General features: G+C 37.4%; 19 protein-coding genes, 3 tRNA genes and 5 pseudogenes. 13 read left to right on the forward strand and 14 right to left on the reverse strand.

Going from position 1 to position 24,716, the window contains the following annotated elements; all coding sequences use genetic code 11:
- Window positions 1-201: 201 nt before the first annotated feature.
- The 8 genes and pseudogenes from ACFIQC_RS07580 to ACFIQC_RS07615 form a co-directional block, all read right to left on the reverse strand.
- Window positions 202-534: pseudogene (locus ACFIQC_RS07580) on the reverse strand (type II toxin-antitoxin system PemK/MazF family toxin).
- The gene (locus ACFIQC_RS07585; protein ID WP_375640993.1) at window positions 534-752 is read right to left on the reverse strand and encodes an antitoxin; all 219 of its coding nucleotides are present in this window, start codon (window positions 750-752) and stop codon (window positions 534-536) included. The pseudogene ACFIQC_RS07580 and the gene ACFIQC_RS07585 overlap by 1 nt, the downstream one beginning before the upstream one ends.
- Window positions 753-838: 86 nt before the next feature.
- A pseudogene (locus tag ACFIQC_RS07590) lies at window positions 839-1,226 on the reverse strand (hypothetical protein).
- A 276-nt stretch (window positions 1,227-1,502) separates the two neighbouring features.
- The gene (locus ACFIQC_RS07595) at window positions 1,503-1,673 is read right to left on the reverse strand and encodes a hypothetical protein (RefSeq protein WP_375706968.1); all 171 of its coding nucleotides are present in this window, start codon (window positions 1,671-1,673) and stop codon (window positions 1,503-1,505) included.
- A gap of 21 nt (window positions 1,674-1,694) precedes the next feature.
- The gene (locus ACFIQC_RS07600; RefSeq protein ID WP_375630613.1) at window positions 1,695-2,135 is read right to left on the reverse strand and encodes a hypothetical protein; all 441 of its coding nucleotides are present in this window, start codon (window positions 2,133-2,135) and stop codon (window positions 1,695-1,697) included.
- Window positions 2,136-2,363: 228 nt separating this feature from the next.
- The gene (locus ACFIQC_RS07605) at window positions 2,364-2,609 is read right to left on the reverse strand and encodes a hypothetical protein (RefSeq protein ID WP_375640990.1); all 246 of its coding nucleotides are present in this window, start codon (window positions 2,607-2,609) and stop codon (window positions 2,364-2,366) included.
- A gap of 198 nt (window positions 2,610-2,807) precedes the next feature.
- Window positions 2,808-3,122, reverse strand: a pseudogene (locus tag ACFIQC_RS07610) (hypothetical protein).
- A gap of 527 nt (window positions 3,123-3,649) precedes the next feature.
- Window positions 3,650-3,735 (reverse strand) — tRNA-Leu (locus tag ACFIQC_RS07615).
- Window positions 3,736-3,881: 146 nt separating this feature from the next.
- On the opposite strand from ACFIQC_RS07615, the gene ilvA reads away from it, so the two are divergent.
- The 3 genes from ilvA (at window position 3,882) to ACFIQC_RS07630 (ending at window position 7,392) form a co-directional block, all read left to right on the forward strand.
- Window positions 3,882-5,159 carry a threonine ammonia-lyase IlvA gene (ilvA, locus tag ACFIQC_RS07620; RefSeq protein WP_375612449.1) on the forward strand — a complete coding sequence of 426 codons (1,278 nt, stop codon included), beginning with the start codon at window positions 3,882-3,884 and terminating at the stop codon, window positions 5,157-5,159.
- A gap of 35 nt (window positions 5,160-5,194) precedes the next feature.
- Window positions 5,195-5,725: a hypothetical protein gene (locus ACFIQC_RS07625; RefSeq protein WP_375621294.1), complete on the forward strand. Its 531-nt coding sequence runs from the start codon at window positions 5,195-5,197 to the stop codon at window positions 5,723-5,725.
- 290 nt (window positions 5,726-6,015) lie between these two features.
- The gene (locus ACFIQC_RS07630; protein WP_375706969.1) at window positions 6,016-7,392 is read left to right on the forward strand and encodes a DEAD/DEAH box helicase; all 1,377 of its coding nucleotides are present in this window, start codon (window positions 6,016-6,018) and stop codon (window positions 7,390-7,392) included.
- Between the two features lie 1,358 nt (window positions 7,393-8,750).
- Here ACFIQC_RS07630 and ACFIQC_RS07635 read toward each other — a convergent pair.
- Window positions 8,751-8,825, reverse strand: a tRNA-Asn gene (locus tag ACFIQC_RS07635).
- Window positions 8,826-9,009: 184 nt separating this feature from the next.
- Between ACFIQC_RS07635 and ACFIQC_RS07640 the strand changes: the two genes are divergently transcribed.
- The 6 genes and pseudogenes from ACFIQC_RS07640 to ACFIQC_RS07665 all read left to right on the forward strand — a co-directional run bounded on the left by ACFIQC_RS07640 (window position 9,010) and on the right by ACFIQC_RS07665 (window position 16,798).
- Window positions 9,010-9,083: transfer RNA gene (locus ACFIQC_RS07640), tRNA-Cys, on the forward strand.
- A 220-nt stretch (window positions 9,084-9,303) separates the two neighbouring features.
- Complete coding sequence (locus ACFIQC_RS07645; RefSeq protein WP_375674146.1) at window positions 9,304-9,978, forward strand: protein-L-isoaspartate O-methyltransferase; 675 nt, start codon at window positions 9,304-9,306, stop codon at window positions 9,976-9,978.
- Window positions 9,979-10,044: 66 nt separating this feature from the next.
- Window positions 10,045-11,337 carry a TolC family outer membrane protein gene (locus ACFIQC_RS07650; RefSeq protein ID WP_375630311.1) on the forward strand — a complete coding sequence of 431 codons (1,293 nt, stop codon included), beginning with the start codon at window positions 10,045-10,047 and terminating at the stop codon, window positions 11,335-11,337.
- Between the two features lie 248 nt (window positions 11,338-11,585).
- The gene (locus ACFIQC_RS07655) at window positions 11,586-12,140 is read left to right on the forward strand and encodes a DUF2497 domain-containing protein (protein ID WP_375612445.1); all 555 of its coding nucleotides are present in this window, start codon (window positions 11,586-11,588) and stop codon (window positions 12,138-12,140) included.
- A gap of 137 nt (window positions 12,141-12,277) precedes the next feature.
- On the forward strand, window positions 12,278-15,001 hold the full coding sequence (locus tag ACFIQC_RS07660; RefSeq protein WP_375706970.1) for a valine--tRNA ligase: 2,724 nt from the start codon (window positions 12,278-12,280) through the stop codon (window positions 14,999-15,001).
- A gap of 1,043 nt (window positions 15,002-16,044) precedes the next feature.
- Window positions 16,045-16,798, forward strand: a pseudogene (locus tag ACFIQC_RS07665) (tetratricopeptide repeat protein).
- Between the two features lie 138 nt (window positions 16,799-16,936).
- Here the strand turns inward: ACFIQC_RS07665 and ACFIQC_RS07670 are convergent.
- The 5 genes from ACFIQC_RS07670 to xth form a co-directional block, all read right to left on the reverse strand.
- Window positions 16,937-17,683, reverse strand: coding sequence for an amino acid ABC transporter ATP-binding protein (locus ACFIQC_RS07670; protein WP_273791447.1), 747 nt, complete (start codon window positions 17,681-17,683; stop codon window positions 16,937-16,939).
- Window positions 17,684-17,694: 11 nt separating this feature from the next.
- Window positions 17,695-18,411 (reverse strand): amino acid ABC transporter permease, encoded by a 717-nt coding sequence (locus ACFIQC_RS07675; protein WP_375612443.1) that lies wholly within the window; start codon window positions 18,409-18,411, stop codon window positions 17,695-17,697.
- A gap of 2 nt (window positions 18,412-18,413) precedes the next feature.
- Window positions 18,414-19,166 carry an amino acid ABC transporter permease gene (locus ACFIQC_RS07680; RefSeq protein ID WP_375628898.1) on the reverse strand — a complete coding sequence of 251 codons (753 nt, stop codon included), beginning with the start codon at window positions 19,164-19,166 and terminating at the stop codon, window positions 18,414-18,416.
- Window positions 19,167-19,307: 141 nt separating this feature from the next.
- The gene (locus ACFIQC_RS07685; protein WP_375621442.1) at window positions 19,308-20,213 is read right to left on the reverse strand and encodes a transporter substrate-binding domain-containing protein; all 906 of its coding nucleotides are present in this window, start codon (window positions 20,211-20,213) and stop codon (window positions 19,308-19,310) included.
- Window positions 20,214-20,337: 124 nt separating this feature from the next.
- The gene (gene xth / locus ACFIQC_RS07690) at window positions 20,338-21,120 is read right to left on the reverse strand and encodes an exodeoxyribonuclease III (RefSeq protein WP_375628902.1); all 783 of its coding nucleotides are present in this window, start codon (window positions 21,118-21,120) and stop codon (window positions 20,338-20,340) included.
- A 488-nt stretch (window positions 21,121-21,608) separates the two neighbouring features.
- On the opposite strand from xth, the gene rpsL reads away from it, so the two are divergent.
- The 4 genes and pseudogenes from rpsL to ACFIQC_RS07710 all read left to right on the forward strand — a co-directional run.
- A complete protein-coding gene (gene rpsL / locus ACFIQC_RS07695) occupies window positions 21,609-21,980 on the forward strand; it encodes a 30S ribosomal protein S12 (protein WP_005773262.1) in 372 nt (123 codons plus the stop codon).
- Window positions 21,981-21,998: 18 nt separating this feature from the next.
- A complete protein-coding gene (gene rpsG / locus ACFIQC_RS07700; protein ID WP_273791452.1) occupies window positions 21,999-22,469 on the forward strand; it encodes a 30S ribosomal protein S7 in 471 nt (156 codons plus the stop codon).
- Between the two features lie 24 nt (window positions 22,470-22,493).
- Entirely contained in the window at window positions 22,494-24,578 is a 2,085-nt protein-coding gene (gene fusA, locus ACFIQC_RS07705; RefSeq protein WP_375706971.1) for an elongation factor G, read from the forward strand.
- 62 nt (window positions 24,579-24,640) lie between these two features.
- Window positions 24,641-24,716, forward strand: a pseudogene (locus ACFIQC_RS07710) (elongation factor Tu); the annotation flags it as partial.

The raw sequence follows: 24,716 nt of genomic DNA on the forward strand, positions 1-24,716 counted from the left end.
ACAACACACATTGGCTTAGTGATGACAGCTTTCATCATTGCTCCTTTTGAGTCATAATTAATGACATAATTAGTCAATTATTGATTTTTATTCTGTGAAAAATTGATTAGCTGATTGTCAGCAGAAAAAATCATGATCTTATGCTTTTTTACTTTTTACCTAAAGTTGGTGTTTTTAAACATTAAAAAGTGTAGAAAAAATTCAAGTAAGAAATGTTGATAACCTTGCTAAGACTTCGCCCATAATTATATATGGAATAGTTTCCATTCTTTTTCCATTACGCGCTACTATATCTAAAGTATGGCGGTTGGTCGCAGCGTATCACACCTGTTGTATGCAGCCCTGTTCCCACCAATGAAATAGCAAAATCTGCTATTCTAGCAAAATTTTCTCCACTCGTAATGGGCAAAACAATGGGTGTTTTTGTTAAACGATTAAACCCCTCCGGTGACACAATCAGTACAGGACGCGTTCCTTTTTCTCATAGACAGAGGTTGGGTCAAGCGATACAAACCAAATTTTACCCCGCTTCATTACAAGAGCTCTCTGCCAACAAGCTTAGCATCAAACCACTCTACATCTTTATCCGCAAAATCGTCTGAAGGATTACATTGGGCTAACAATTCTTCAAGAGTGTAATTTTGCGATATTTGTGGTTTCTCAACCAATTGTCCATTATCAATAGCCAAACCCACTTGCATATTTTCAGTAAGATGAAGAACATCAAACAATGCAGGCGGTATAGAGAGCATAACGGATCCTCCAACTTTACGTAATTTTGTTGTGCATAAAATGCCCTCTCTAATATTATACAAAAATATAACATAAAGCCCATGATTTAATAGCTTTTTATGCTTTTGTGTAAATGTTTAAGAAGCGCATTTAGAGCAATACGCAATATACTCTGAATAAAGTCAATATTTTTTATCTCTCTGTTGATCTCGTCTATAAGAGGTTCGTAATTGAGAATGCTTTTCGGAATATCACCACCGTAAACCCATGCTTTTACTTGCGCTTTGGTACTAAAATCCGCATTCTTAGGTGTTTTGTAATACTGATCACCATCAAACTTTTCACACTCTCTTGTACCGTCTTCATATTCGTAGAGGTTGTAAAAATACTCCTCTGTCCCATCCCCCATGGGGCATACCCACTGCCGTTGCAACAAACCTCTTTCGCATGGGTTGTTTACGGTTTTTTAAGAATAGATGTTTTAAAATGAACATGCTTTAATCCTAATTTTACAAATTTGTCTATTTGCCTCAAATTTGACCGTACAGAGCGTTTTATATGATAGGTTTTTTATCATAAAATCTTTAAATCACTCTGTACGGTGCCATTTTGTCGATTTAAATGCACATCCAATCACAAAACGATCAGCAATTTTCACTAGTTTGCTAACCTGCAATGTTTTTCACTTGCTTTTCAACCAACGTGAGTGCTCTTGAATTCTCTCTCATTGCCTTTTCTTTCAGCCTTTTTTCACGGGTGTTCAAAACAGCCTAGTGTACAAGATTGGCTTTCGTCAAAAGACTATTTTCCAAATCACGACATAATCTTACTAACTCACGAGTGCTTGGAGAAAACGTATCCGATAAACCTTCTAACTCATCGCATAAAATCCGTTTAACCGTTTTTATGAGTGACCACGCAGAAACACTTTCCAAAACCATTCATAGGTAAGCGCCATACCTTCATGATCTGTCTGTTGCGAAATTTTTAAACCACACCGAAAGCATCCGAATTGCCTTGGCTATGTCCTCTTTACTCACTTTTATTGAAAACAATTCGTGAAGTTGATCACACGCTTCTAAGGCAATCGCTTCCTGCTGTTGTGTCAATGCTTGCCACTTTTCAAAACTAAAGGAAACTCCGGAGTTATCATCTCGTGAATGTGTTTCAAAGTGACCTCGAGGCCCGATATCAAGGATACTGTCTGAGATGCGTTCATCTACACTTTTTTGCCTTTGAGAGTGATTTCCATAGTTTTTTCCGTTCTCTAAATCCTCGATAGCTTTTTGCACCCAGTTGCGCCACATTGCTTTCCAATCCGTTTTGCGTGCATCTTTGCCTGTTCTAGCTTTCCAATAATCTCGAAATTTTGCCATTTCGGCTTTGACACGCTCTGGAGGCAATCCCTCTTCGATTGCGAAATCATAAACAGGTTCGAAATCATCAGGGGTACGACAGCCACTGTCATTTCTAACCCGTTTAGCTTTTTTCGTAATGTTCTCTTGCTCGTGAATGGAAGGTTGGTTTTCTACACCCGTTTCGATTTGCTCTGATGTGGTCTCAACAGCAGCAACCTATGTTGGTTCGTCAACCTGTTCGTTTGTTTCTAAATTTTCAGAAGCAGTTTTTTGCTAAAATGATAGTTTTAGTTTATATATATTCTTATTCTGGTTCTTTATAGCTTGATTTTGCTTAGCGTTTGCTTCAGCAAAATCATTAAAATGTTTTTTATAGCGTTTTTTATTGTACACCTTTTTTCCAGCCTCACTATGAATTTGCGATATGTGCACTTTTTTATCAGTAAAATCTTTTAGCTCTTCTTCAATGCGCGTATTCGACAAACCATTATCTTTCTCAAGAAGTTTATCATTCTTCATGAGATATTCGACAATAGTTGCAAACTTTTTTGCGAGCAATTGCAAGCGCGGGCAAGCATTTCAAAATCTGTTTTAATTGGTGCTTTTTTGTCATATATGCGAATGAAAAGCGTTATATAAATGCCCCTTTGTTCTCATGTCATTCCATCTATCTCACTGTTCCAGTCATTCAAAAGGAATCTTATCCATGGCATTGCATTAGACATGCGCATTCCCTTCTTTAACTAAATATAAAATTGCTAAAGCATTTGCTTCGTTGTCATCTTTTGGATTGTATTCTTTTGCACACACCGTCTTAATCATCTTTTCTTGTGAGGCATTGACTTTATCTGTTGTGATCTTCATTTTTGTAAGCCATTGCTGAAAACGCAAATAGCGCATACTATCGCCTTTAAAACGAAAAAATTCAAAATTGACAAGTGCCACTTGTTATACTGCTGTCTACACGAGAAATCGCCCAGCCTGTCTTAGATCTAGATCAAGGCAGAGAACGGTTTGTGTATTAATGATCATCTTTCCCCATGAAGGCTGTTGCGTATTTATATGTGCGCTATGACAGAGCGTGTTGTGATTGCCTGTCTTGAAAAAATGGTCGTGAGAAAGTACTTGAAACTACTTTTGGGCCAATTTTTTATTGCCATTCGAGGAAAAATAATCTTAAAAGCAGTTGATTTTCGAATTAACTCTTCTTGTTTTTGAATCACATCTTTTTGTGCACGTATTATTTCAGCTTCTTTATCTATTATTTTGTCTTTTGCATCTATCTCTTTTCTGAGCTTTTGCGTCGTTTTACAAGAGTCATGAAGAGTATAAGCCAATCCCAAATTAGCAATATTGATTGCCTCTCCATCCTATAAAGACGAGGAGGAGGTCAAAGTGCTAAAAAGGTACCTCAAAAAGCAGCAATGATTCGTATTTTAGTACCACCGCGGTGCCGTCTTATAGCGTTATAATAAAGTTACGAAAGGTGGTTTAGAAGGTGCTTTAATTTTTTTTGATTTTTAATAAATCATTGGAAAATAAGAGAGATTAAGATAATCTGGTGCGGACGGCGGGACTTGAACCCGCAAGGTCTTCGACCGGCAGATTTTAAGTCTGCTATGTTTACCGTTTTCATCACGTCCGCGATGTGAGTTCTCTCATAAGCTATATCTTTTATTGAATCAAGAATTAATGACAAAAGAAACATTTTTCATTTTTTAGTGAAATTTTGACTGACAATAGTTTCCTTTATCGATAGAAAAAGCTTTTATAATGTAAATAAAGTATGAAATGATTAGTGTTATGAGTCAATTTATTCAAGACGTCACAAAAGCTATGGTGGGATTGCATCACGTGTTTGCTGAAACACCACTTCAAAGAAATGATTTTCTTAGTCAAAAGTATGATGCAGAAATTTATTTAAAGCGTGAAGATTTAACACCGGTGCGGTCTTATAAGATTCGTGGTGCTTTCAATTTTGTTTCAGAAATGCTTAGCTGTATATCACCAGATTCTGCATTTGTTTGTGCTTCAGCGGGGAATCACGCGCAAGGGGTTTCTTTTGTTTGTCGTTATTTTAAACGTAAAGGCGTGATTTTCATGCCTATGACAACGCCACAACAAAAAATTGAAAAAACACGTATTTTTGGTAAAGAATTCATTGATATTCGTTTGGTTGGTGAAACATTTGATCAATGTTATGAAGCAGCGCAATCCTTTGTCGTAGAGAGCGGTGGTGTAATGGCTCCACCTTTCGATGATATTCGCATTATTACAGGGCAGGCAACAGTGCTTTGTGAAGCAGCTTTACAATGGAAAAAACTCAATGGAGAAAGTGAGCCAGATTTGATGATTGTGCCGGTAGGGGGTGGTGGTTTGGCAAGTGGAGTGAGCAAGTTTTTACATGAATATGGTTGGAAAACAAAGCTTCGTTTTGTTGAGCCGCAAAGAGCTGCAAGTTTGCTTGCTTGTTTGGAGAGTGGAAAACGCGTCAAGCTTGAAAGCATTGACACTTTTGTAGATGGTGCTGCTGTGGCTGAAATTGGTGCTCTAAACTATACAATTCTAAAGCAATTTCCCCCTGATTCTGTCATTACGGTTCCTGAAAACCGCGTTTGTTCTACGATGGTTGAAATGCTTAATGTTGAAGGTGTGGTTCTGGAACCGGCTGGTGCTTTATCGATTGATGCGCTTAACAGTATTCCTCCTCAAGAGTTAAAGGGGAAAAAAATTCTTCTCGTTATTTCAGGAGGTAATTTTGATTTTGAGCGTTTGCCAGAAATTAAAGAGCGTTCTTTACGTTTCCAAGGGTTGAGAAAATATTTTATTTTTAGTTTTCCGCAACATCCTGGTGCATTGCGTCATTTTCTTTCCACATTATCACCAGATGATGATATCGTACGTTTTGAATATCTTAAAAAGTCAGCGAGAAACTTTGGTTCTGTATTGGTTGCGATTGAAACAAAAAAATACGGTAATTTTTGTCTTTTAGAGGAAAAATTTCAAGCGTTAGGTTGGCGTTATCGTGATATTACTGATGATCAAACGTTATTTGATTTTGTTATTTGAGAAACTGAAATTTTACTAAAACAAGAAGTATAATGATGAAACCTATTTTTCATTCAGTGCTGAGTCTATTTTTCTTTTTGATTGTTAATCAACAGAGTTTAGCATCTCAGCCAACAGTAGTACAAAAAGATGAACTTTCAAGAGTCGTTGTTGATGTCAATAATGCTATAAAAAATGGGGATTTTATGCCTATTTCTCGTTATATGCCTGAGCGGCTTTATAAAGAGATGGCACATCGATTGAATACAACAGAGAGTGCTTTACGTAGTGATTTTCTTCAACAGTTGCATAAGAAATTTGAGGGGGTGCCTTCTGGTGCTTATTATTTAGATAAAGAAAATATAGAGTATTTACAAACTGATAACGGTACTTTGTATGCTTTAATTCCAACAGTTCTTGAGATGAAAGATCGCATTATTCAATATAAAACTTTGGCGATTTTTGATAAAAACCAATGGTATTTAATTTATGGCGGTCAAAAAACTTTACAAAATCCAGTTTTTCTCGAGATTTATCCTGATTTTATCAAGGTACATTTACCGATGGACACAATCATCAAAAAGTAAACGATCTAAATATTGTTTTTATTCATGATAAATGTATTTCGTAAAGTTCTTGCTTTTTTATCATAATCCAAAGATAATAGAGATGAAGGCATTTAGGCTGGTTTGTTGGCTTTTTGTAAAGTGAAGTTTATACGCCTTTATCTTGATTTCAAGGTGTTCATAAGTTGCGCAAGCCGCTTTTTAGGCGTTGCTTCATTTAAAATGTCAGGGATTTCTCTTGCGCGGATTCTTGAGTGGAGAGTTCAGATGGTTACTTCTTTTGAGTTCTTCAGCTAAGGAAAGATTTTATTTTGCCTATAAAAGAAGAAAATGTTTTTACAAAGTTAGGTTTACCTACTCTTTTGATTAAAAATTTACTCATTGCTGGGATGAGTAAACCTAAACCTATACAAGAACAAGCTATTCCAGTGATGTTGAAAGGACACGATATTTTAGGTGTTGCTCAGACAGGCTCTGGAAAAACCTTGGCATTTGGTTTACCTATTTTAAGTCAGATTTTGGCTTTGGGTGATAAACGCTGTCCTAAAACTGCACGCGCTTTGATTTTAGCTCCAACGCGTGAACTTGCTGTTCAGATTGATGAAACGATCCGTACTGTGGCGAAAGGAGCACATCTTTCAACATGTCTTATTTTTGGGGGCGTATCACGTTTAAAACAAATTAAACGTATGGAAGCAGGTGTGGATGTTTTGATAGCGACTCCAGGGCGTTTGAGAGATCTTGTTCGTGAAAAGTGTGTTGATCTTTCCCAATCTCGTTTTTTGATTTTGGATGAAGCAGATCGTATGTTGGATATGGGGTTTATTCATGATGTTAAGCAAATTGCAAAGCTTTTGCATCAAGAGCGTCAGACAGCACTCTTTTCTGCAACAATGCCGAGGGAAATTGCTGTGCTTGCAAAATGTTTACTCAATGATCCGGTTAAAATTGAAGTTGTTCCTCAAGGTACTACGGCTGTAGAGATTTGCCAAAAATTATATTGTGTTCCTACGAATGAAAAAAAGAATGTTTTAAGTAAACTTTTGACAAATCCAGCTTTTGATTCGGTTATTGTTTTTACTCGAACTAAACATGGGGCAGATGCTGTCACGCGTAGTTTAGAAAAGATAGGATATTTAGTCGCAACAATTCATGGAAATAAATCACAAGGTGCTCGCCAGTCTGCTTTAAAAGCTTTTCGTGAAAGATCTGTGCAGATCCTAGTGGCAACAGATATTGCTGCACGCGGTATTGATATACCAGGGATAAGCCACGTTATTAATTACGACTTACCAGATGAAGCTGAAAGTTATGTACATCGTATTGGTCGTACAGGACGGAATGGCGCATCTGGTGTAGCACTTACGCTTTTTGATGAGAAGATAGAAAGGTCCCGCTTGCGTGCTATTGAGCGCTTGATTCGTATGAAATTGGTGGCTGAGGCTGTTCCAGAACAATTTGCAGCGTTTCCAGAAAAGCCAATTGTGCGAGAAAGTAAAGAAAACGATAAGGAACGCTGTTTTAAAAAATATAAACGTCAAAAACAGTTTTTAGGTCAAAAAGATGATACCGCACAGTTGCAGCGGAAAAATTCTTCACCTCAAAATGAGAGGCATAAAAAAGCAAAAGCGGTGGCAAAGCGTGCAAAGACTTTTCGTTTTCGAAAATCAGTTAAGAGGGCTGCTTAGATAAAGTCTTGAAAAAAGATCATGTACTGGAGATTTTTTACTTTTGTTGATTTATTCTCAATTGAAAAGAGCTATAAAATACTCTTGTCAAAGTAAGACGATCTTTTAGAGGTTTTCATTTTTTAGAAATGAAAACCTCTAACTTTTTGGATTTATTGAAAATCTTTATTGTAGAGGCAATTATTTATTTGCTTTATTTCTATTTTTTTAAATGGGAATAAAAGTAGATTTTATTTATATAAAACTATTTTTATAAAGGATGTGTTTTATCTTTAATGATAACTTTTAATTTAAAAAATTGATGTCTAATAATAACTCATTGTTTTATATATTGAATAATTCATTATATTGTATTTTTTCATTTTTAAGTTATTTATGCGGATCAATCAAAAGTATTCGCTTGCACGTTATGTGTGAAGTTGTGATATAGATAATCATTTGAAAAATAAATAAAATAATTTTTATAAACTCTTTCTAAGGCAATGGGGGATTGCTGAGATTGAGAGTTGGAAAATAGTACGATGATATGGCTTTTATTATAAATAAAGATGGGGCTGATCAATCGATTTCATTTTATACCATTTACGGGAGTCATTGTGAAAGAGGCTTAGGGGATTTAAGAGATATCTCTTTAAAAAAGCGTGTGACTGCATAATACAATAGCGAGAATGTCATGATTTCTGAAGGCTTTCTCAGGATTCTCAACAATTTAGCTCGTTATCTTTGTTTTTACTGTAAAACACTATTAGTTTGGGAGGATATAAAGCCTATAAAACTTTATGCATTAAATTTTTTATGACAGTGTGATGAATATCCAAGGCAAGGTTGTTTGTAAAGCGTTGAAGTGGTTAGCAGGAGGAACAACCTGTTAGATAAGACGTCGGAGTGTTTACAGACTTGTTTTATGTTTTTTGCTTTTAGGATGGGGAGGAGGTTATGTGGGGTGTATGGAGATAATATATGACCTTGATTGTTGTTTCTTTCATTTTTCAAAATGATTGCTTCATGAGTAGGTTTTTAAGTTTAATTCCTTTATTGAGTACAAATCATTCTTTCTTTGGAAAAAAATATATGAGACCGTTTCATTGCTGATGGAGCTTAATAATTCATCTCTGATGAAAGAAATCGTAATTTATAATGTGCAAATAATTGCAGTGTCCTCTTATAAAGGCGCGGTAGTTTGAAAAAAGTATTTAAAATGAATCAATAGCTTTTTGCGTTCATTGCAAAAAATACATCCGGTAGGATATTGTGTTTCTACTTTATTGCAAAAATCCTATTCCATTACTTTTATTAACGAATCCCTCATGTCTAAAAACTTTAGAAAAAACAATAAATTACGTAGAATAAAAGAAAAGTGGCTCCCCGGGCCGGATTCGAACCAGCGACCAACCGGTTAACAGCCGGTTGCTCTACCGCTGAGCTACCGGGGAACGGTGCCCAATCATCTCGTTGAAAAGGCTATAGCAAAGCAATACTGATTTGCAAAGGATAAAATTACTTTTTTTAAAAAAATATGATAAATTGTGTAATAAGAGGAAAAAAGGCGAGAGAAGATTTCTACACCTTGACGGATGCGTTGCCTTCCCTTATTGAAACCTTTATGTTTGTTGACGAGGCCTCGTGGCGGAATGGTTACGCAGAGGACTGCAAATCCTTGTATCCCGGTTCGATTCCGGGCGAGGCCTCCAGCCGATTTTAAACGAAACGGCTTTTAAGGGAGATGAGGTATAGGAAAATAGATTATTTCCCTCTATTCTTGTGAAGACACTTTTGTATGAGAGATTATACAGTTAAAATCTAATTGTTGACTGTAGCATCCTTTTTTGTAACGCCCATAGTTTAAGAGATCTTTATCCCTTATTGTCGCTGTTTTGTTTGTTTTTTGTAGGTTAGGAGAAAATATTCGTTATGGTTGCAGATTTTGCTGAGCTTCGTCGCAAAATGGTTGACAATCAAATTCGTACAGTCGATGTAACGGATTTATCAGTTCTTGAAGCCTTTTTAACGGTGTCTCGTGAAGATTTTGTATCGGAAGATATGAAAGTGTTAAGTTATCTTGATACCGATATTGTTCTATGTCCAGAGCAAGATGGGGTTCCTGCACGCTATTTGATGAAACCTGCATCTCTAGCGAAATTACTACAGCTTGCCGCTTTAAAATCATCAGATGTTGTTTTAGATATTGGTGCAAATAGTGGTTATTGTGCAGCGTTGCTTGCAAAACTTGCAGGGTCTGTGATTGCGCTGGAAAGCAATAAATCTCTCTTTGAACGTGCTCTTGAAGCTTTAGAACGTAATCAATGTGATAATGTGGTTGTCGTTCATGGTCCATTAGAGCAAGGATATGCTGTTGAGGGACCTTATGACGTGATTTTCATTGAGGGATCTGTTGATTTTATTCCTCAAGGTATCTTTGATCAAATGAAAGACTGTGGACGTCTTGTGGTGGTTGAAGGGTATGGAAATGCTGCTGTTGCACAAATCTATATAAAAGAAGATGGGATCATCTCGGCTCGTCGTGCTTTTAATCTCGCTGTAAAGCCTCTTCCTTGTTTTTTCAAAACACCTAGTTTTGTGTTTTAGTGCTTGTTTGTTTTGTGAATAAAAGATAATTTTGTAATTTATTTGGGGTTTGTTATTGTGTGTATTATGTTTAGAGTAAACAAGAAGTTTCAGGCGTGTTTATTGCTGGTGTTGAGTGTTTTACTATCAGAGACTGTTTGTGCTGAAACATTGATGGATGCCTTTTCTAAGGCTTATAAATATAATGCTAAGTTGAATAGTGAACGTGCAGCTGTGCGTATATCCAGTGATGATGTTGTCATTGCGCGATCGGGGCTATTGCCACAAGTTGAGGGGGTTGGGAACTATGGGCGCAATAAGTCTTTTACAGGTCCTTATGTCACTTCTGGATCTATAGGAGTGAGATTAAATCAAAGATTATTTGATGGTTTTATCACGCAAAATATCTTTTCTTCAGCTCAAGTCAAGTTGCAGGCTCAGCGTGAATATCTTCGTAATGTTGAACAAAATACGTTTCTAGACGCGGTGACCGCTTATGCTAATGTCTATCACGCACGTCGTGTTGCCGATCTTCGGAGAGAAAATTTGGCAGCTCTTGAGGAACAAGTTCGTTCTAATAAAGCAAAATTTGATGTGGGTGAAGGAGGGCATGTTGATCTTGCTCAAGCTCAAGCTGCACGTTCCGTGGCGGTTTCAGAGCTGAGTCTTGCTCGTTCTGATGTAAAAGCAGCAGAGGCAGTGTATCGACAAGTTATTGGTTCTGATCCTGAAAAGTTAAAACGCCCACCTCTAGCCAAAGATTTTCCCGTCAACCTTGATATGGCTTACCAAATGAGCGTTGTGATGCATCCAGCAATCCTTTATGCTAAATATTTAGTTGATGCGAGTGCTTATAATGTAAAGGCGAAAGAAGGGGCATTGCTCCCTAAAGTTGATTTTTCTGCAACAGCATCTTATAATCGAATCTACAGCGGGGTTGGAGAAGATGGCGTTTCTAAATCTGTAGGATTGTCAGTAAGTGTCCCAATCTTTGAAGGAGGGCGTACATCTGCGCAAATTCGCCAATCAAGGGAACAGCTTGGTCAGGCGCAGCTTCAACTCGATTTGGCGCATAGTAATACGAGGCAAGCACTGACTTCTGCTTGGTTTCAGTTGGAGGGCGCACGCTCATCTGTTGTTGCTTACCGTGAAAGTGTTCGTGCTGCTGAAATTGCTCTGAAAGGTCGTGTTCAAGAAAATCGCGTAGGGCAAGCAACGACGCTGGATGTTTTAAATTCTCGTACTCTATTGATTAATGCTCAGATTGCGCTTGCAATGGCAGAGCGTAATGCTGTTGTGGCGAGCTATAGTGTTCAGTCTTCTATTGGTAAATTGACTGCGAGTTATTTAGGTTTAAAAACAATTAAATATATCCGATAATGTATAAAAGTATTTCTTTAATCTTAAATTATTTTAGTTTTTAAAAGATTAGTAAATCAACAGTTGAATATGTTGAAAGATATTGCGGCGAGATATTATTTTTATAAGTGTAGAAAACTGTGTGTAGCGCCCTCTTTATGACAAGCATATTTGAAAATATCGTAGGAGGCATGTTGATCTTATAATTCTTTTGCATACACTGAAAATATGATTCTATTTGTTGTTGCGTCTTTGAGAGGTTGTAAAGTATGGTACAGAGTTCAAGCGTGTTACGTGAGCCAAGTATGGATGAAATTTTAACATCTATTCGTGAAATAATCGAAGAAAATGCGGTTCAATCTGATCACTTTTTAAATGAAGATGTTGCAGTGAATGCTTCAGAAGTGGCATCCGAGGGTATTTATGATACAACCTTATCGGTTGATGATGCTATGAAAGCTTTAGCTGATCGTATTGGTCTTTCTTCTGAAAATCAAGGAGGGAAGATAACGCAAGAGAAAGAGGATATAGAGGCAGAAAATAATACAGTTGGTATGGATATGCAAAAGATGAAGCTTTCTTCTGAAGAACGGAATTCTGTTTATAAAGCAAAAGAATATGAAGATGAGATAAGGAAATCACAGTCAGACGCTGGAAGGGATGGTCATGTGGAATTGTCTGCATATTGTATTTCTTCTGCAGAAAAGATTGCAAAGGATGTGTTGCGTCCTGCTATAGCAGAATGGTTACAGTCTAAATTGCCTATTTTGCTGGAAGATATTTTGCGTGAAGAGATTGTGAAGGCGATTAAAAAATCGTCTTAATTATTTTTATGTTTTTCATTTTATGGGGATTTTGTTTGCGATTTTGCTAGCTCTCTAGTGAATGGCTGAGATTCACGAGATTCTGATCAGGTTTTGATCGTATATTGTGTTTTTCAGCGGCGTTATGGATGGATAGAATGTTAGAAAAAAACTATGATGCTGCCTCTATAGAGCAACGGGTTGCAAAGAGATGGGAGACTCGTGGGGCTTTTAAAGCGGGAGCTGGTTCTAAAAGCGGTGCAGAACCTTTTTGCGTTATGCTTCCTCCTCCTAATGTTACGGGCTCACTTCATATGGGGCATGCGCTCAATACGACAATTCAAGATATAATAGTTAGATTTCAGCGGATGCGTGGCAGAAATGTGTTGTGGCAGCCTGGTATGGATCATGCTGGGATTGCTACGCAAATGGTAGTGGAGCGTCAACTTGCAGAACGCCAAGAGCCAACGCGTCAAGAAATGGGGAGAGAAAAGTTTATTGAGCGTATTTGGGAATGGCGTTATGAAACTGGAGGCGTTATTGCAAACCAGTTGCGTCGCCTTGGGGTTTCATGTGATTGGTCGCGTGAGCGGTTTACAATGGATGAGGGGTTGTCGCAGGCGGTTCGTGAAGTCTTTGTCACGCTTTATAAGCAAGGGTTGATATATAGGGATAAGCGCCTCGTCAATTGGGATCCTAAATTGTTGACAGCTATTTCAGATCTTGAAGTTGAGCAAAAAGAAGTTCAAGGACATTTGTGGCACTTTAGATATCCACTTGAAGGTAAAATTTTTGATCCAAATGATGCGACAACTTATATAACAGTGGCGACAACACGACCAGAAACAATGCTTGGTGATACAGGAATTGCTGTTAATCCTGAAGATGAGCGTTATAAAAATCTTATCGGTAAAAATGCTCTTTTGCCGCTTGTTGGTCGTAGGTTATTAATTGTTGGTGATAGCCATGCTGATCCTGAGGCTGGAAGTGGTGCTGTAAAAATCACACCGGCTCATGACTTTAATGACTTTGAAGTAGGACAGCGTAATCATTTACGCTTGATTAATATTTTTACTCAGAAAGCCGAGATTTTTCTTCGTGAAAATGAAGCATTTTTCGATGGTTTGATTTTATCAGATGAATTAAAAATGTTAGTAGAAAATCTCGATAAATCTGATCGTTTTGTTGCTCGCCAGAAGATTGTTTCTTTGATGGAAGAACAGGGATATTTAGCTTCTGTCGATGATCATACCCATATGGTTCCTCATGGAGATCGCAGTGGTGTCCCTATTGAGCCTTTTTTGACAGATCAATGGTATGTTCATGCTGCTGAATTAGCAAAGCCAGCGATAGAGGCTGTTCAACAAGGCAAAACGCAGTTCGTTCCCGATAACTGGAAAAAGACGTACTTCAATTGGATGGAAAATATTCAACCTTGGTGCATTTCTCGCCAATTATGGTGGGGACATCAGATTCCTGCTTGGTATGGTCCTGATGGAACGGTTTTTGTTGAAAAAAGTGAAAAAGAGGCTTTAGATTCAGCTTTTGCTCATTATGGTGAGGTTGTTGAATTAATCCGTGATCCGGATGTTTTAGATACTTGGTTTTCATCAGCTCTTTGGCCTTTTTCAACATTAGGATGGCCAAATAAAACGACTGAATTATCTACTTTTTACCCAACATCTTTATCTGTGACAGGATTTGATATTATTTTTTTCTGGGTTGCTCGTATGATGATGATGGGACTTCACTTTATGGGTGACGTTCCTTTCCCAACGGTTTATGTGCATGCTCTTGTACGGGATCAAAAGGGTGCAAAGATGTCAAAATCAAAGGGAAATATTATTGATCCCTTAGAGCTTATTGATCAATATAGTGCTGATGCACTTCGGTTTACTTTAGCTATTATGGCAGCACAAGGTCGTGATGTAAAACTTGATGTTTCTCGTATTGCTGGTTATCGTAATTTTGCTACGAAATTGTGGAATGCTACCCGATTTGCACAGATGAATGGTGTGAAGCATGATCCAGCTTTTAAACCAGAACAAGCAAAATTGGCGCTTAATCGTTGGATTTTAACAGAGTTATCTAAAACAATTTCAGCAGTTACGACTGGTATTGAACACTATAAATTTAATGAGTCTGCTGCCACTCTTTACCGTTTCATTTGGAATACATTATGTGATTGGTATTTGGAGCTTCTCAAACCTATTTTTCAGGGGGAAAATGAAGATGCTAAAAATGAGGCTCAAGCTTGTACTGCTTGGGTTTTAGATGAAGTTTATAAACTTCTTCATCCTTTTATGCCTTATATGACGGAAGAGTTGTGGTCTCTTACAGAAACGCAAGCCATCAAGCGTGAGGATATGCTCGCATTGACAAAATGGCCAGAGGAAACATTGGTAGATGAAGAAGCTGCTGATGATATTAATTGGCTTATTGATGTCGTCACAGGGATTCGGTCTGTACGTTTTGAAATGAATATTCCAGTGGCTACACAAGCACCTCTTGTTGTTGTCGAAGGAGGGGAAGTAACGCGAGAGCGTGTGAAGCGTTATGATGCACTTCTTAAAAAATTAGCGCGTATTGAAGTTATTGATTTCTCTGATAAAGTTCCGGAAGTATCAGCACAAATGATTTTGGGAGAGGCTGTTTTTTGTTTACCATTAGGACAGTTGATTGATTTGGAGGCTGAACGTGTTCGTTTGAGGAAGGATGTCAGTAAAATTGAACAAGATATTGAAAAAATATCGCTTAAGTTAAACAACCCCCAATTTATAGCAAATGCAAAAGCAGAAATTGTTGAGCGTGAGCGGAATAGGGTTGTAGAACTGCGTGCAGCGCAGAAAAAAATATTTGTTGCTTTAGAGCGGTTAGATTGATTTCAACTTTTTATTTTTTTTTGATAGATAATTGCATACCAGTAGGGCTAGTATAGATCTTCTTTAAAAGGAAACTTTTTCTTTTGTTAGTTTTTCATGAACGATCATAAAATCTCTACTGAAATCCATTGTTTTATGTTTATCATTAAAGAGACATCTTTTAAGGCATCCAAGCTTATTCCACGACGTAGATCATGAATGCTATAACGGTAAATCCATTGAGCTTCCCTTCTTTATGCTTGTGAAGTAACAAGCGCTGGGGGCGCCATTCTGTCCAATATCCGGACAACCCTTAGCTCAAACCGTTTGTAAGAGGCATTTTTAGTTCTTTCTTACACAGAGTTTTTATCCACATAGCTCTCTCTACTTGTAATGTGCAAGCGGATGGTTTTGATTGATTTAACATGGAACAAGTTTGGAATGAGAGAATCTTACGATATTCGAGGTCCTCATTCAACATGCAAAATGGTAAAGTATCATTAAAATCAATATCTTGTTTTATTTCTGTAAAATATCATCATTTAGAGTAGCAATATAAGGCATGTAAAATTACATATGTGGTATTTTTTGTATGTAGTGGTGAGTATTCTGAGGTAAAACTTGTGTGTAAAGTATGAAGTAACCCCATGTGAAATGATGTTAGGTGCAATCCGTTAAACAAAAAGCTGTATTGTTTATAGATTGACGGAGGCAAAAAAACTTCATCTTTAAGGTGGTAAGGCAGTCGTGAAGTTATAAGTTAACTATCATCATTATATTTATCCATCTTTCGTATTGTTTTTTATACTCAAACGTTTACCATTCATCATGTATTCTCTTCGTTCTCAAGTTGCTGTTTAATGCACGTTATTCTATTGAACGATTTTTGCTCATACGTATAAAATTTTAAGATCGATAAATCCTATTGGATGGTTTTTATCTATTTGTTTTTTCTTTTAAAATTTTTACTTTAAAATTGCGTATGCTTCTTACTAAGAAAAAGAGTTTAAATATCTACAAAGAAATTTGTAACAGATATAATCATTAAAATTGAGGTAGGGGGAATGGTTAATAGGTTTCAGATATGGAAAAAAGTCACGATTGTTGTGATTTTAGAGGGATTCTTTTCGACTGTTTATGTAATAGATGTCAATAGCTTGCAAGAAGCGAATGATGGTTCGTTTTATTTTTTAAAACGTGGCATGTCTGTTTATAAAAATGGGCATATAACTCAGGCTATTGCAGCATTACGTTGTGCTGCTAAGAGAGGCTATATTGGTGCGAATTGGAAACTTGGCTCTATCTATGCAAACGGTGATGGTGTCCCTAAAAATGATTATAAGGCATATAATTTTTTTGCATATATTGTTGAAAAAGGTGCTGATCTTGGTTCAGAGGATGAAAGTTATGTTTCTGATGCATTGATTAAACTTGCCGGATATATAAAAAAAGGTATTCCTCAATCACCTGTGAAACCTGATCCTTCTTATGCTTCTCATCTTTATATGCAGGCTGCGGTAAACTATGGAAATCCTAAAGCTCAGTATCATTTAGGAAAAATATTTTTAAAGGGAGGGGGAAGGGAGAAAAATCCTTTACAAGCAGCACGATGGTTTCAACTTTCAGCAAAAAAAGAAAATCCTTCTGCCCAAGCAATGGTTGGAAATATACTGCTTAAAGAAGGAAAAATTGTCCGTGGGGCAGCAATGTTAACTGCTGCCTATAAAAAGCTAACGTAAAAGACGAAAATTGGATTCACCTTTGCAAGAAGAGGCTTTTGCTCTGTGTAATGAATCTGAGAGACGTACAGCAATTTAACTGATTGCTGAGATTTTAAAGAATAACAGTTTTTAAACATCTGATTGTAATATTTTTACATTCTCTCATCTTATATTAAACTCTGTTTTCTTGTATACAAGTTCATAGTAAAGATAGGTTTTTTTGATAATCTAACGGCTAATGACTTAGGATTTTAGACAAAAATTCTTGCGTTCTCGGTTTTCTTGCTTGCGGATCAGAAAAGAACTCTTTAGATGAGCAGTCTTCAAGAATTGTTCCTTGATCTATGAAAATAACACGCTCCGATACTTTTTGTGCAAATCCCATTTCATGGGTTACACAAATCATCGTCATACCTTCTTCTGCTAAGCTAATCATGACATCGAGTACTTCACCTACCATTTCAGGATCTAGAGCAGATGTTGGTTCATCAAAAAGCATGACAAGTGGATCCATAGTTAAGGCACGTGCAATAGCAACACGTTGTTGTTGCCCTCCAGAAAGTTGACCTGGATATTTATCTTTGTGTTCAATGAGTCCAACGCGTTCAAGATATAACAATCCACGTTCAAGTGCTTCTTTTTTGCTTCGTTTTAGGACTTTGATTTGTGCAATTGTCAAATTTTCTGTGACAGATAAATGGGGGAAAAGCTCGAAGTGTTGAAACACCATTCCTACCTGACTTCGCAATTTAGGCAGATTCGTTTTTTTTGAATGAACTGGTATTCCATTAATCCAAATTTCACCTTTTTGAAAAGGGACGAGAGCGTTAATAGTTTTAATGAGTGTTGACTTTCCTGAGCCTGATGGACCACAAACGACAACGACTTCTCCTTTATTAATGTTGGTTGTACAGTTTTTAAGGACTTTAATTTCGCCATACCAATTAGAAACATTTTTTATTTCGATCATATGAGTAGACATTTTTTTTCCTGTTAGCGAATAATGGATACTTTTTTTTGTAAATACAAAACTATTTGTGACAGTGTAAAACAGATAACAAAATAGAAAATAGCTGCTAAGATATAAGCTTCTTGCTTTACACCAAAATTATTAGCAGCAATATCAAAACCATTCAAAAGGCTATGACCACTGATGGCATAAACAAGGGTTGTATCCTGAAAAAGGATAATAACTTGTGTTAAAAAGACTGGAAGCATATCTCTAAAGGCTTGAGGAAGAATGACAATGTACATACTTTGCCAATATGTCATTCCAAGAGCTTGTCCTGCATATTTTTGTCCTTGCGGAACTGAATTGATTCCAGCACGCATAATCTCAGCAAAATAAGCCGTTTCAAATGCGGTAAAGGTAATGAGTGCTGATTTATTTGCACCAATGGATATACCAGTTAAAAAAGGCAGAAGCACGAAAAACCATAAGATAACCATCACAAGTGGTATTGAACGCATAGCTGTTATGTAACTGATTGCAAACCAAGAAAGAAGTTTTATGGAAGAAAGGCGCATCATTGCTAAAAGTGTGCCGAAAACAAACCCCAATACCGTTGCAAAAAGAGTTAGAAAAACGCTAAAGAGTAAACCTGATAAAATGTAAGAACGAAATACATCAAAGGTAAAAAAGGAAAAATCAAAGTCGGAAAAATTGAAAGGAAAATAAAGTCCAAACTGAGAGCTTATGAAATTCACCATATTCAATTTCCCTTTGTTTGAAAATTAGGAATTTTGAGTATTTGTTCAATGACTGTCATCACAATGAATACGAATAAGGCTATTAGAATATAAAGGATCGTAACAAGCAAATAATTTTCGTAAACATGGCTTACTTCTTCAATTGTTTGGTATTGAAATTGCATGAGCTCATTTATTGAAACGGCGAATGCTATAGATGAATTTTTCACAATCCCCATTGCTTCTGAAGTAAGAGGTGGCATAATTGCACGTATAGCACGTGGTAGTATAATATAGCGATAACTTTGATAAGTTGTAAATCCCATTGCCATAGCAGCATAGCGTTGTCCAGAAGGAATCGCTTCAATGCCTGAACGAACCTGTTCAGCAATGCGTGCAGATGTAAAGAATCCCAATGCGCATGTTATTAAGAGAATGGGGGAAAATTTCATCGCTGGTGGATAAATCTTCGGAACAACAAAATACCACAAAAACACTTGTACAAGGAGGGGAATATTACGCATAATCTCTACCCAAATAGTACCGATAGTGCGAAATATATAATTGATTATGGATGTTTTGGGTAAAGTGCGCATTGTTCCTATAATAACACCACACAATACAGCTAATATAAGTGAAGTGATAGATAATATAATTGTATTTTTTAAGCCATCGAGAAGTGTATCTAAATAGGTATGACTTACGCCGAGAGTTCCCAAGCATCCTGTTACCAATGTTTGAGTAAGGTCATCTCTACAAAGGAAAGAAAAGTCCATTAATTGATATTCCCTCAAATTAGTCATTCACAAATAGGACAATAAACCACGCGCATCTACATAGTCCAGATTTATTAAAAAGTGAATTAAAATATAAACCACACTCAATTTCAAAAGAGTGTGGTTCTTCTTTATTAAACTCTATAAATCTTTTTCTGCGTAGCTTTCTCGAGGCTTATTATTTGGGTGATCCCAAGCATATCTTGTTTGTTTTGATAAGGGAAGGTTCATAACAGTGTTAGCAGGTGGGATCGGTTTCATAAACCACTTATTATAAAGCTTTTCCAGTGATTCATCTTTAATCTGACGTACGATACTATCGTTGATTGTTTGTTCAAATTTTTTGTCATTTAATCTGAGCATACAGGCAATAGGTTCGACTGAAAGTACAGTATCAAGAATGACATAATCAGATGGATTCTTTGATTTAGCAATATGTCCAGCAAGAATTGAAGCGTCCATGACAAAAGCATCTGCCTTACCAGATTCTAATAATAAAAAACTATCTCCGTGATCTTTCCCCTTTAAAACTTTAAACTGAATGTTTTTTGCACGTTTATTTTTACGAATAAGTTGAACAGATGTTGTACCGGTGGTCGTTGCAACTGTTTTTCCATTTAAATCCTCAAGAGATTTAATGTTAGAGTTTTTCTTTACAGCAATCCGAACCTCTTCAATGTATGTCGTATAAGCAAATGCTGCTTCTTTACTGCGGGCAATATCATGTGTTGTTGAGCCGCACTCAAAATCATAGGTTTTATTTTTTAAGAGAGGAATTCTATTTTGAGAAGTGATGGGAAGATAATGAATTTTAATTGGTTTACCAATTTTTTTTGAGATATCATCAATGATCCGTTCTGCCATTTCTGTATGAAAACCTACATATTTATTATTACCAAGGGCGTAGGCTAAACCAGATGATTCACGGACACCTAAAGTAATTTCCCCTGTTCGTTTTATTTTTTCAAGAGTATCATGTTCAGCATGCGCGAAACTTGAGAATCCAATGGCCGTTGCTGCAATAAGCATTAATAATGATTTCTTCATTTATGTCCTCCATTCATTTATTTTTATTTTATTTGCTTAAGATATACTGTTTATATGCTGTAGCATAGTTATTATTTTTGAGTGGAATTTTTTTGTTGTCTCATGAAATGAGGATTTTACTTTCTTAATTGATATTAAGGTGAATCCAAACAGGAACGTGGTCGGATGGTTTTTGATATCCCCTTACTTCTGTTTGGCTATGAGCGCAAATTAATTGATCAACAGCTTCTGGTGATAATAATAAATGATCAATGCGAATCCCATTATTCTTAGGCCAGGCACCTGCCTGAAAATCCCAAAAACTGAAGGAGGGAGTATCGGTGACATTCCGGATAGCATCATAAAAACCTAAATGAAGAATACGTTGGAATGCTTTTCTTGTTTCTTGAAGAAATAAGGCATCTTGATACCATTCTTGAGGTTTTTTTGCATCTAATGGAGTGGGGATGACATTATAATCACCTGCTAGAATAAGAGGTTCTTCATACGCAAGCAATGATTTTGCATGTGTATATAATCTTTCCATCCATTCTATCTTATAGGAATATTTTTCACTCTCAATAGGATTCCCATTTGGCAAATAGAGAGATGCAACACGAACAACACCTTTGTTTGTTGAATAAACAGCTTCAATGTAACGTGTTTGTTTATCATTATCATTGCCTGGTAATCGACGGATCACTTCATCTGGTGTTTTTTTAGAGAGAATCGCAACGCCATTAAAACTTTTTTGTCCGTGTGTTTCTATATGGTAACCTAAATTTTCAATTGTATCGCGTGGAAAATTTTCATCAATACTTTTAATTTCCTGTAAACAGACTATGTCCGGTTGGCTTTGCTGCAACCATTGACATAATGTTTCATGTCGCGCTTTTATTCCAGCAATATTCCACGTTGCTATTTTCATGGTGCTCATCATTAGATATCAAATATGCAATTCAATTTACTGCTATGTTTTACTACAGTCACATCGCTGTTTTTTTGTTTATAGGGGATATTACTATGGTAAATTAATTTATCAAGAGTAGCGGTAAAAGCAAATTTAAAGCTTTAAAATTTAATTTATTTTCATTTTTAAAAACTTTCTGCTGTTTAGTTCTTGACGAATGTACGTGTTCTCGCTATTAGAAATGAACATAACCGATGTGGATGTAATCAGGTGTTTTGGATATGAGCCGGAAAATTATTCACAGGTGTTAAGAAGATTAAAAGCAAATGCTAGTGCAAAAGGCTATTGCCTTCTCTGCTTATGGTCGGGTAAACTGTTTTGTACAGGTATGCCCGATTTTGTGTGTAGACTTAGATATCTGCTTCGATTTTGTTGGGGTGGATAGAAATGAAAATAGAAAAGCCCGATTGGGTGAGACGAATGTAGATCGAAAAGAGGAAGGTTGCATGCCTACCGTAAACCAGTTGATTCGCAAGCCGCGTGTGGCGCCAGTTAAACGTAATAAGGTTCCTGCTCTGCAGTCGAATCCGCAGAAACGTGGTGTTTGTACGCGTGTTTATACAACAACACCGAAGAAACCTAATTCTGCTCTTCGTAAAGTTGCTAAAATTCGCTTGACGAATGGATTTGAGGTGATTGGTTATATTCCTGGAGAGGGACATAATCTTCAAGAGCACTCTGTTGTAATGATTCGTGGTGGTCGTGTGAAAGATTTGCCAGGAGTTCGTTATCACATTATTCGTGGTTTGCTTGATACGCAGGGTGTCAAGAATCGTAAACAGCGTCGTTCAAAGTATGGCGCGAAGCGTCCAAAATAATATTGAGAGACAAAGCCAATGTCCCGTCGTCATAGAGCAGAAAAGCGTGAGATTAATCCAGATCCAAAATTTGGTGATTTGGTTATTATGAAATTTATGAATGCCATTATGTTTGATGGTAAAAAATCAGTTGCAGAGCGTATTGTTTATGGTGCGCTCGATTCTGTGGAAAAAAGAGTAAAAACAGATCCTGTGGCTCTATTTCATCGAGCTTTAGAGAATGTTGCTCCTCACATTGAGGTTCGTTCACGCCGTGTTGGTGGCGCTACTTATCAAGTTCCGATTGATGTTCGTCCTGATCGTCGTCAGGCTCTTGCTATTCGTTGGTTGATTGCGGCGGCACGTGGTCGGAATGAAACGACGATGGTTGAGCGTTTATCTGGTGAATTGATGGATGCGGCTAATAATCGTGGTTCTGCCGTGAAAAAGCGTGAAGATGTTCATCGTATGGCTGAAGCTAATCGTGCTTTTTCTCACTATCGCTGGTAGAAGTTTTAAACTAAGGCAAATATAATGGCTCGCGAATATAAAATTGAAGATTATCGTAATTTTGGTATTATGGCGCATATTGATGCTGGTAAGACTACGATGACTGAACGTATTCTGTTCTATACCGGTAAGAATCATAAAATTGGCGAGACCCATGATGGTGCTTCTACAATGGATTGGATGGAGCAGGAGCAGGAGCGTGGTATTACGATTACGTCTGCTGCGACAACAACATTTTGGGAAGGGCAAGATGGTCGGAAGCGTCGCTTTAATATTATTGATACGCCAGGGCACGTTGATTTTACGATTGAAGTTGAGCGCTCTTTGCGTGTTCTTGATGGTGCAATAGCCTTGTTGGATGCAAATGCTGGTGTGGAGCCTCAGACGGAAACTGTTTGGCGGCAAGCTGAGAAGTATCGCGTGCCTCGTATGGTTTTTGTTAATAAAATGGACAAAATAGGAGCTGACTTTTATCGTAGTGTGGAGATGGTTGGTTCTCGGTTAGGTGCTAAAGCGCTTGTTTTGCAGTTGCCGATTGGTGCTGAAAATGACTTTGAAGGTGTTGTTGATCTTGTAGAAATGAAGGCTTTAAAGTGGGATGGTTCTATTGGTGCCTCGGCAGTGATAAGTGAAATTCCCTCTGATTTAAAGGAGAAAGCTGAAGAATATCGCGAGAAATTGATTGAGATGGCTGTGGAGGTTGATGAAGCTGCGACAGAGGCTTATTTGGAAGGTGTTATGCCAACCAACGAGCAGCTTGTTTCTCTCATTCGTAGGGGGACAGTAGAAGTTCAGTTTCATCCGGTTCTTTGTGGTACGGCTTTTAAAAACAAGGGGGTGCAGCCACTTTTGGATGCTGTTGTTTCCTATCTTCCTTCTCCAATTGATATTCCGGCGATTAAGGGTATTGATGTAAAGACTGAGGCTGAGACGACACGCGAATCTTCTGATGATGCTCCGTTATCTATGCTTGCTTTTAAAATTATGAATGATCCTTTTGTTGGTTCATTGACGTTCTGTCGTATTTACTCAGGTAAAGTTCAGAAAGGTATTTCTCTTGAGAATACTGTGAAAAAGAAAAAAGAGCGTTTGGGGCGTATGCTTCAAATGCATTCAAATTCTCGTGAGGATATTGAAGAAGCATTTGCTGGTGATATTGTTGCTCTTGCAGGACTTAAGGAGACGACAACAGGGGATACTCTTTGTGATCCTTTGAAGCCTGTTATTTTGGAGAGGATGGAATTTCCAGAGCCTGTTATTGAGATTGCAATTGAACCGAAGACAAAAGCAGATCAAGAAAAAATGGGTATTGCTCTTAACCGTCTAGCAGCCGAAGATCCTTCATTTCGTGTTAAATCGGATGAGGAATCTGGTCAGACTATTATAGCTGGAATGGGTGAGCTTCATCTTGATATTATTGTTGATCGTATGCGGCGTGAGTTTAAGGTTGAAGCAAATGTTGGGCAGCCTCAAGTTGCTTATCGTGAGTCAATTACTAAAATGGCGGAAATTGATTATACGCATAAGAAACAATCGGGTGGTGCAGGTCAATTTGCTCGTGTGAAAATTGTTTTTGAGCCTCATGATGGTGATGACTTTATTTTTGAGTCAAAGATTGTTGGTGGTGCTGTTCCTAAAGAATATATTCCCGGTGTCCAAAAAGGGATTGAGAGTGTTATGGGGTCAGGTCCTCTTGCGGGCTTTCCTATGCTTGGTGTAAAAGCGACTCTCATTGATGGTGGCTATCACGATGTTGATTCTTCGGTTTTGGCTTTTGAGATTGCTGCTCGTGCGGCTTTTCGTGATGGGGCAAAAAAGGCTGGTGCACAGCTTCTTGAGCCGATCATGAAGGTGGAAGTTGTTACACCAGATGATTATGTTGGTGATGTTATTGGTGATCTCAATTCTCGTCGGGGACAGATTTCAGGAACTGAAGCGCGCAGCATTGCAACGATTGTGAATGCAATGGTTCCTTTGGCAAATATGTTTGGTTATGTGAATACTCTTCGCTCTATGAGTCAGGGGCGTGCGCAGTATACAATGCAGTTTGATCATTACGAGCCTGTGCCTTCAGCTGTTGCTTTGGAGATTCAAAAGAAATACGCGTAATTTCAGGTTGGTAATTAATTTTTAACTTAGTCCTTGGCTTGGACGGAAAATGGAGAGCTCAAATGGCGAAGAGCAAGTTTGAACGAACAAAACCGCATGTTAATATTGGTACGATTGGTCACGTTGATCATGGGAAGA

Origin of the sequence: Bartonella sp. AA126HLJHH, assembly GCF_042197425.1 — a bacterium.
In the GTDB taxonomy this organism is placed as follows: Bacteria; Pseudomonadota; Alphaproteobacteria; order Rhizobiales; family Rhizobiaceae; genus Bartonella.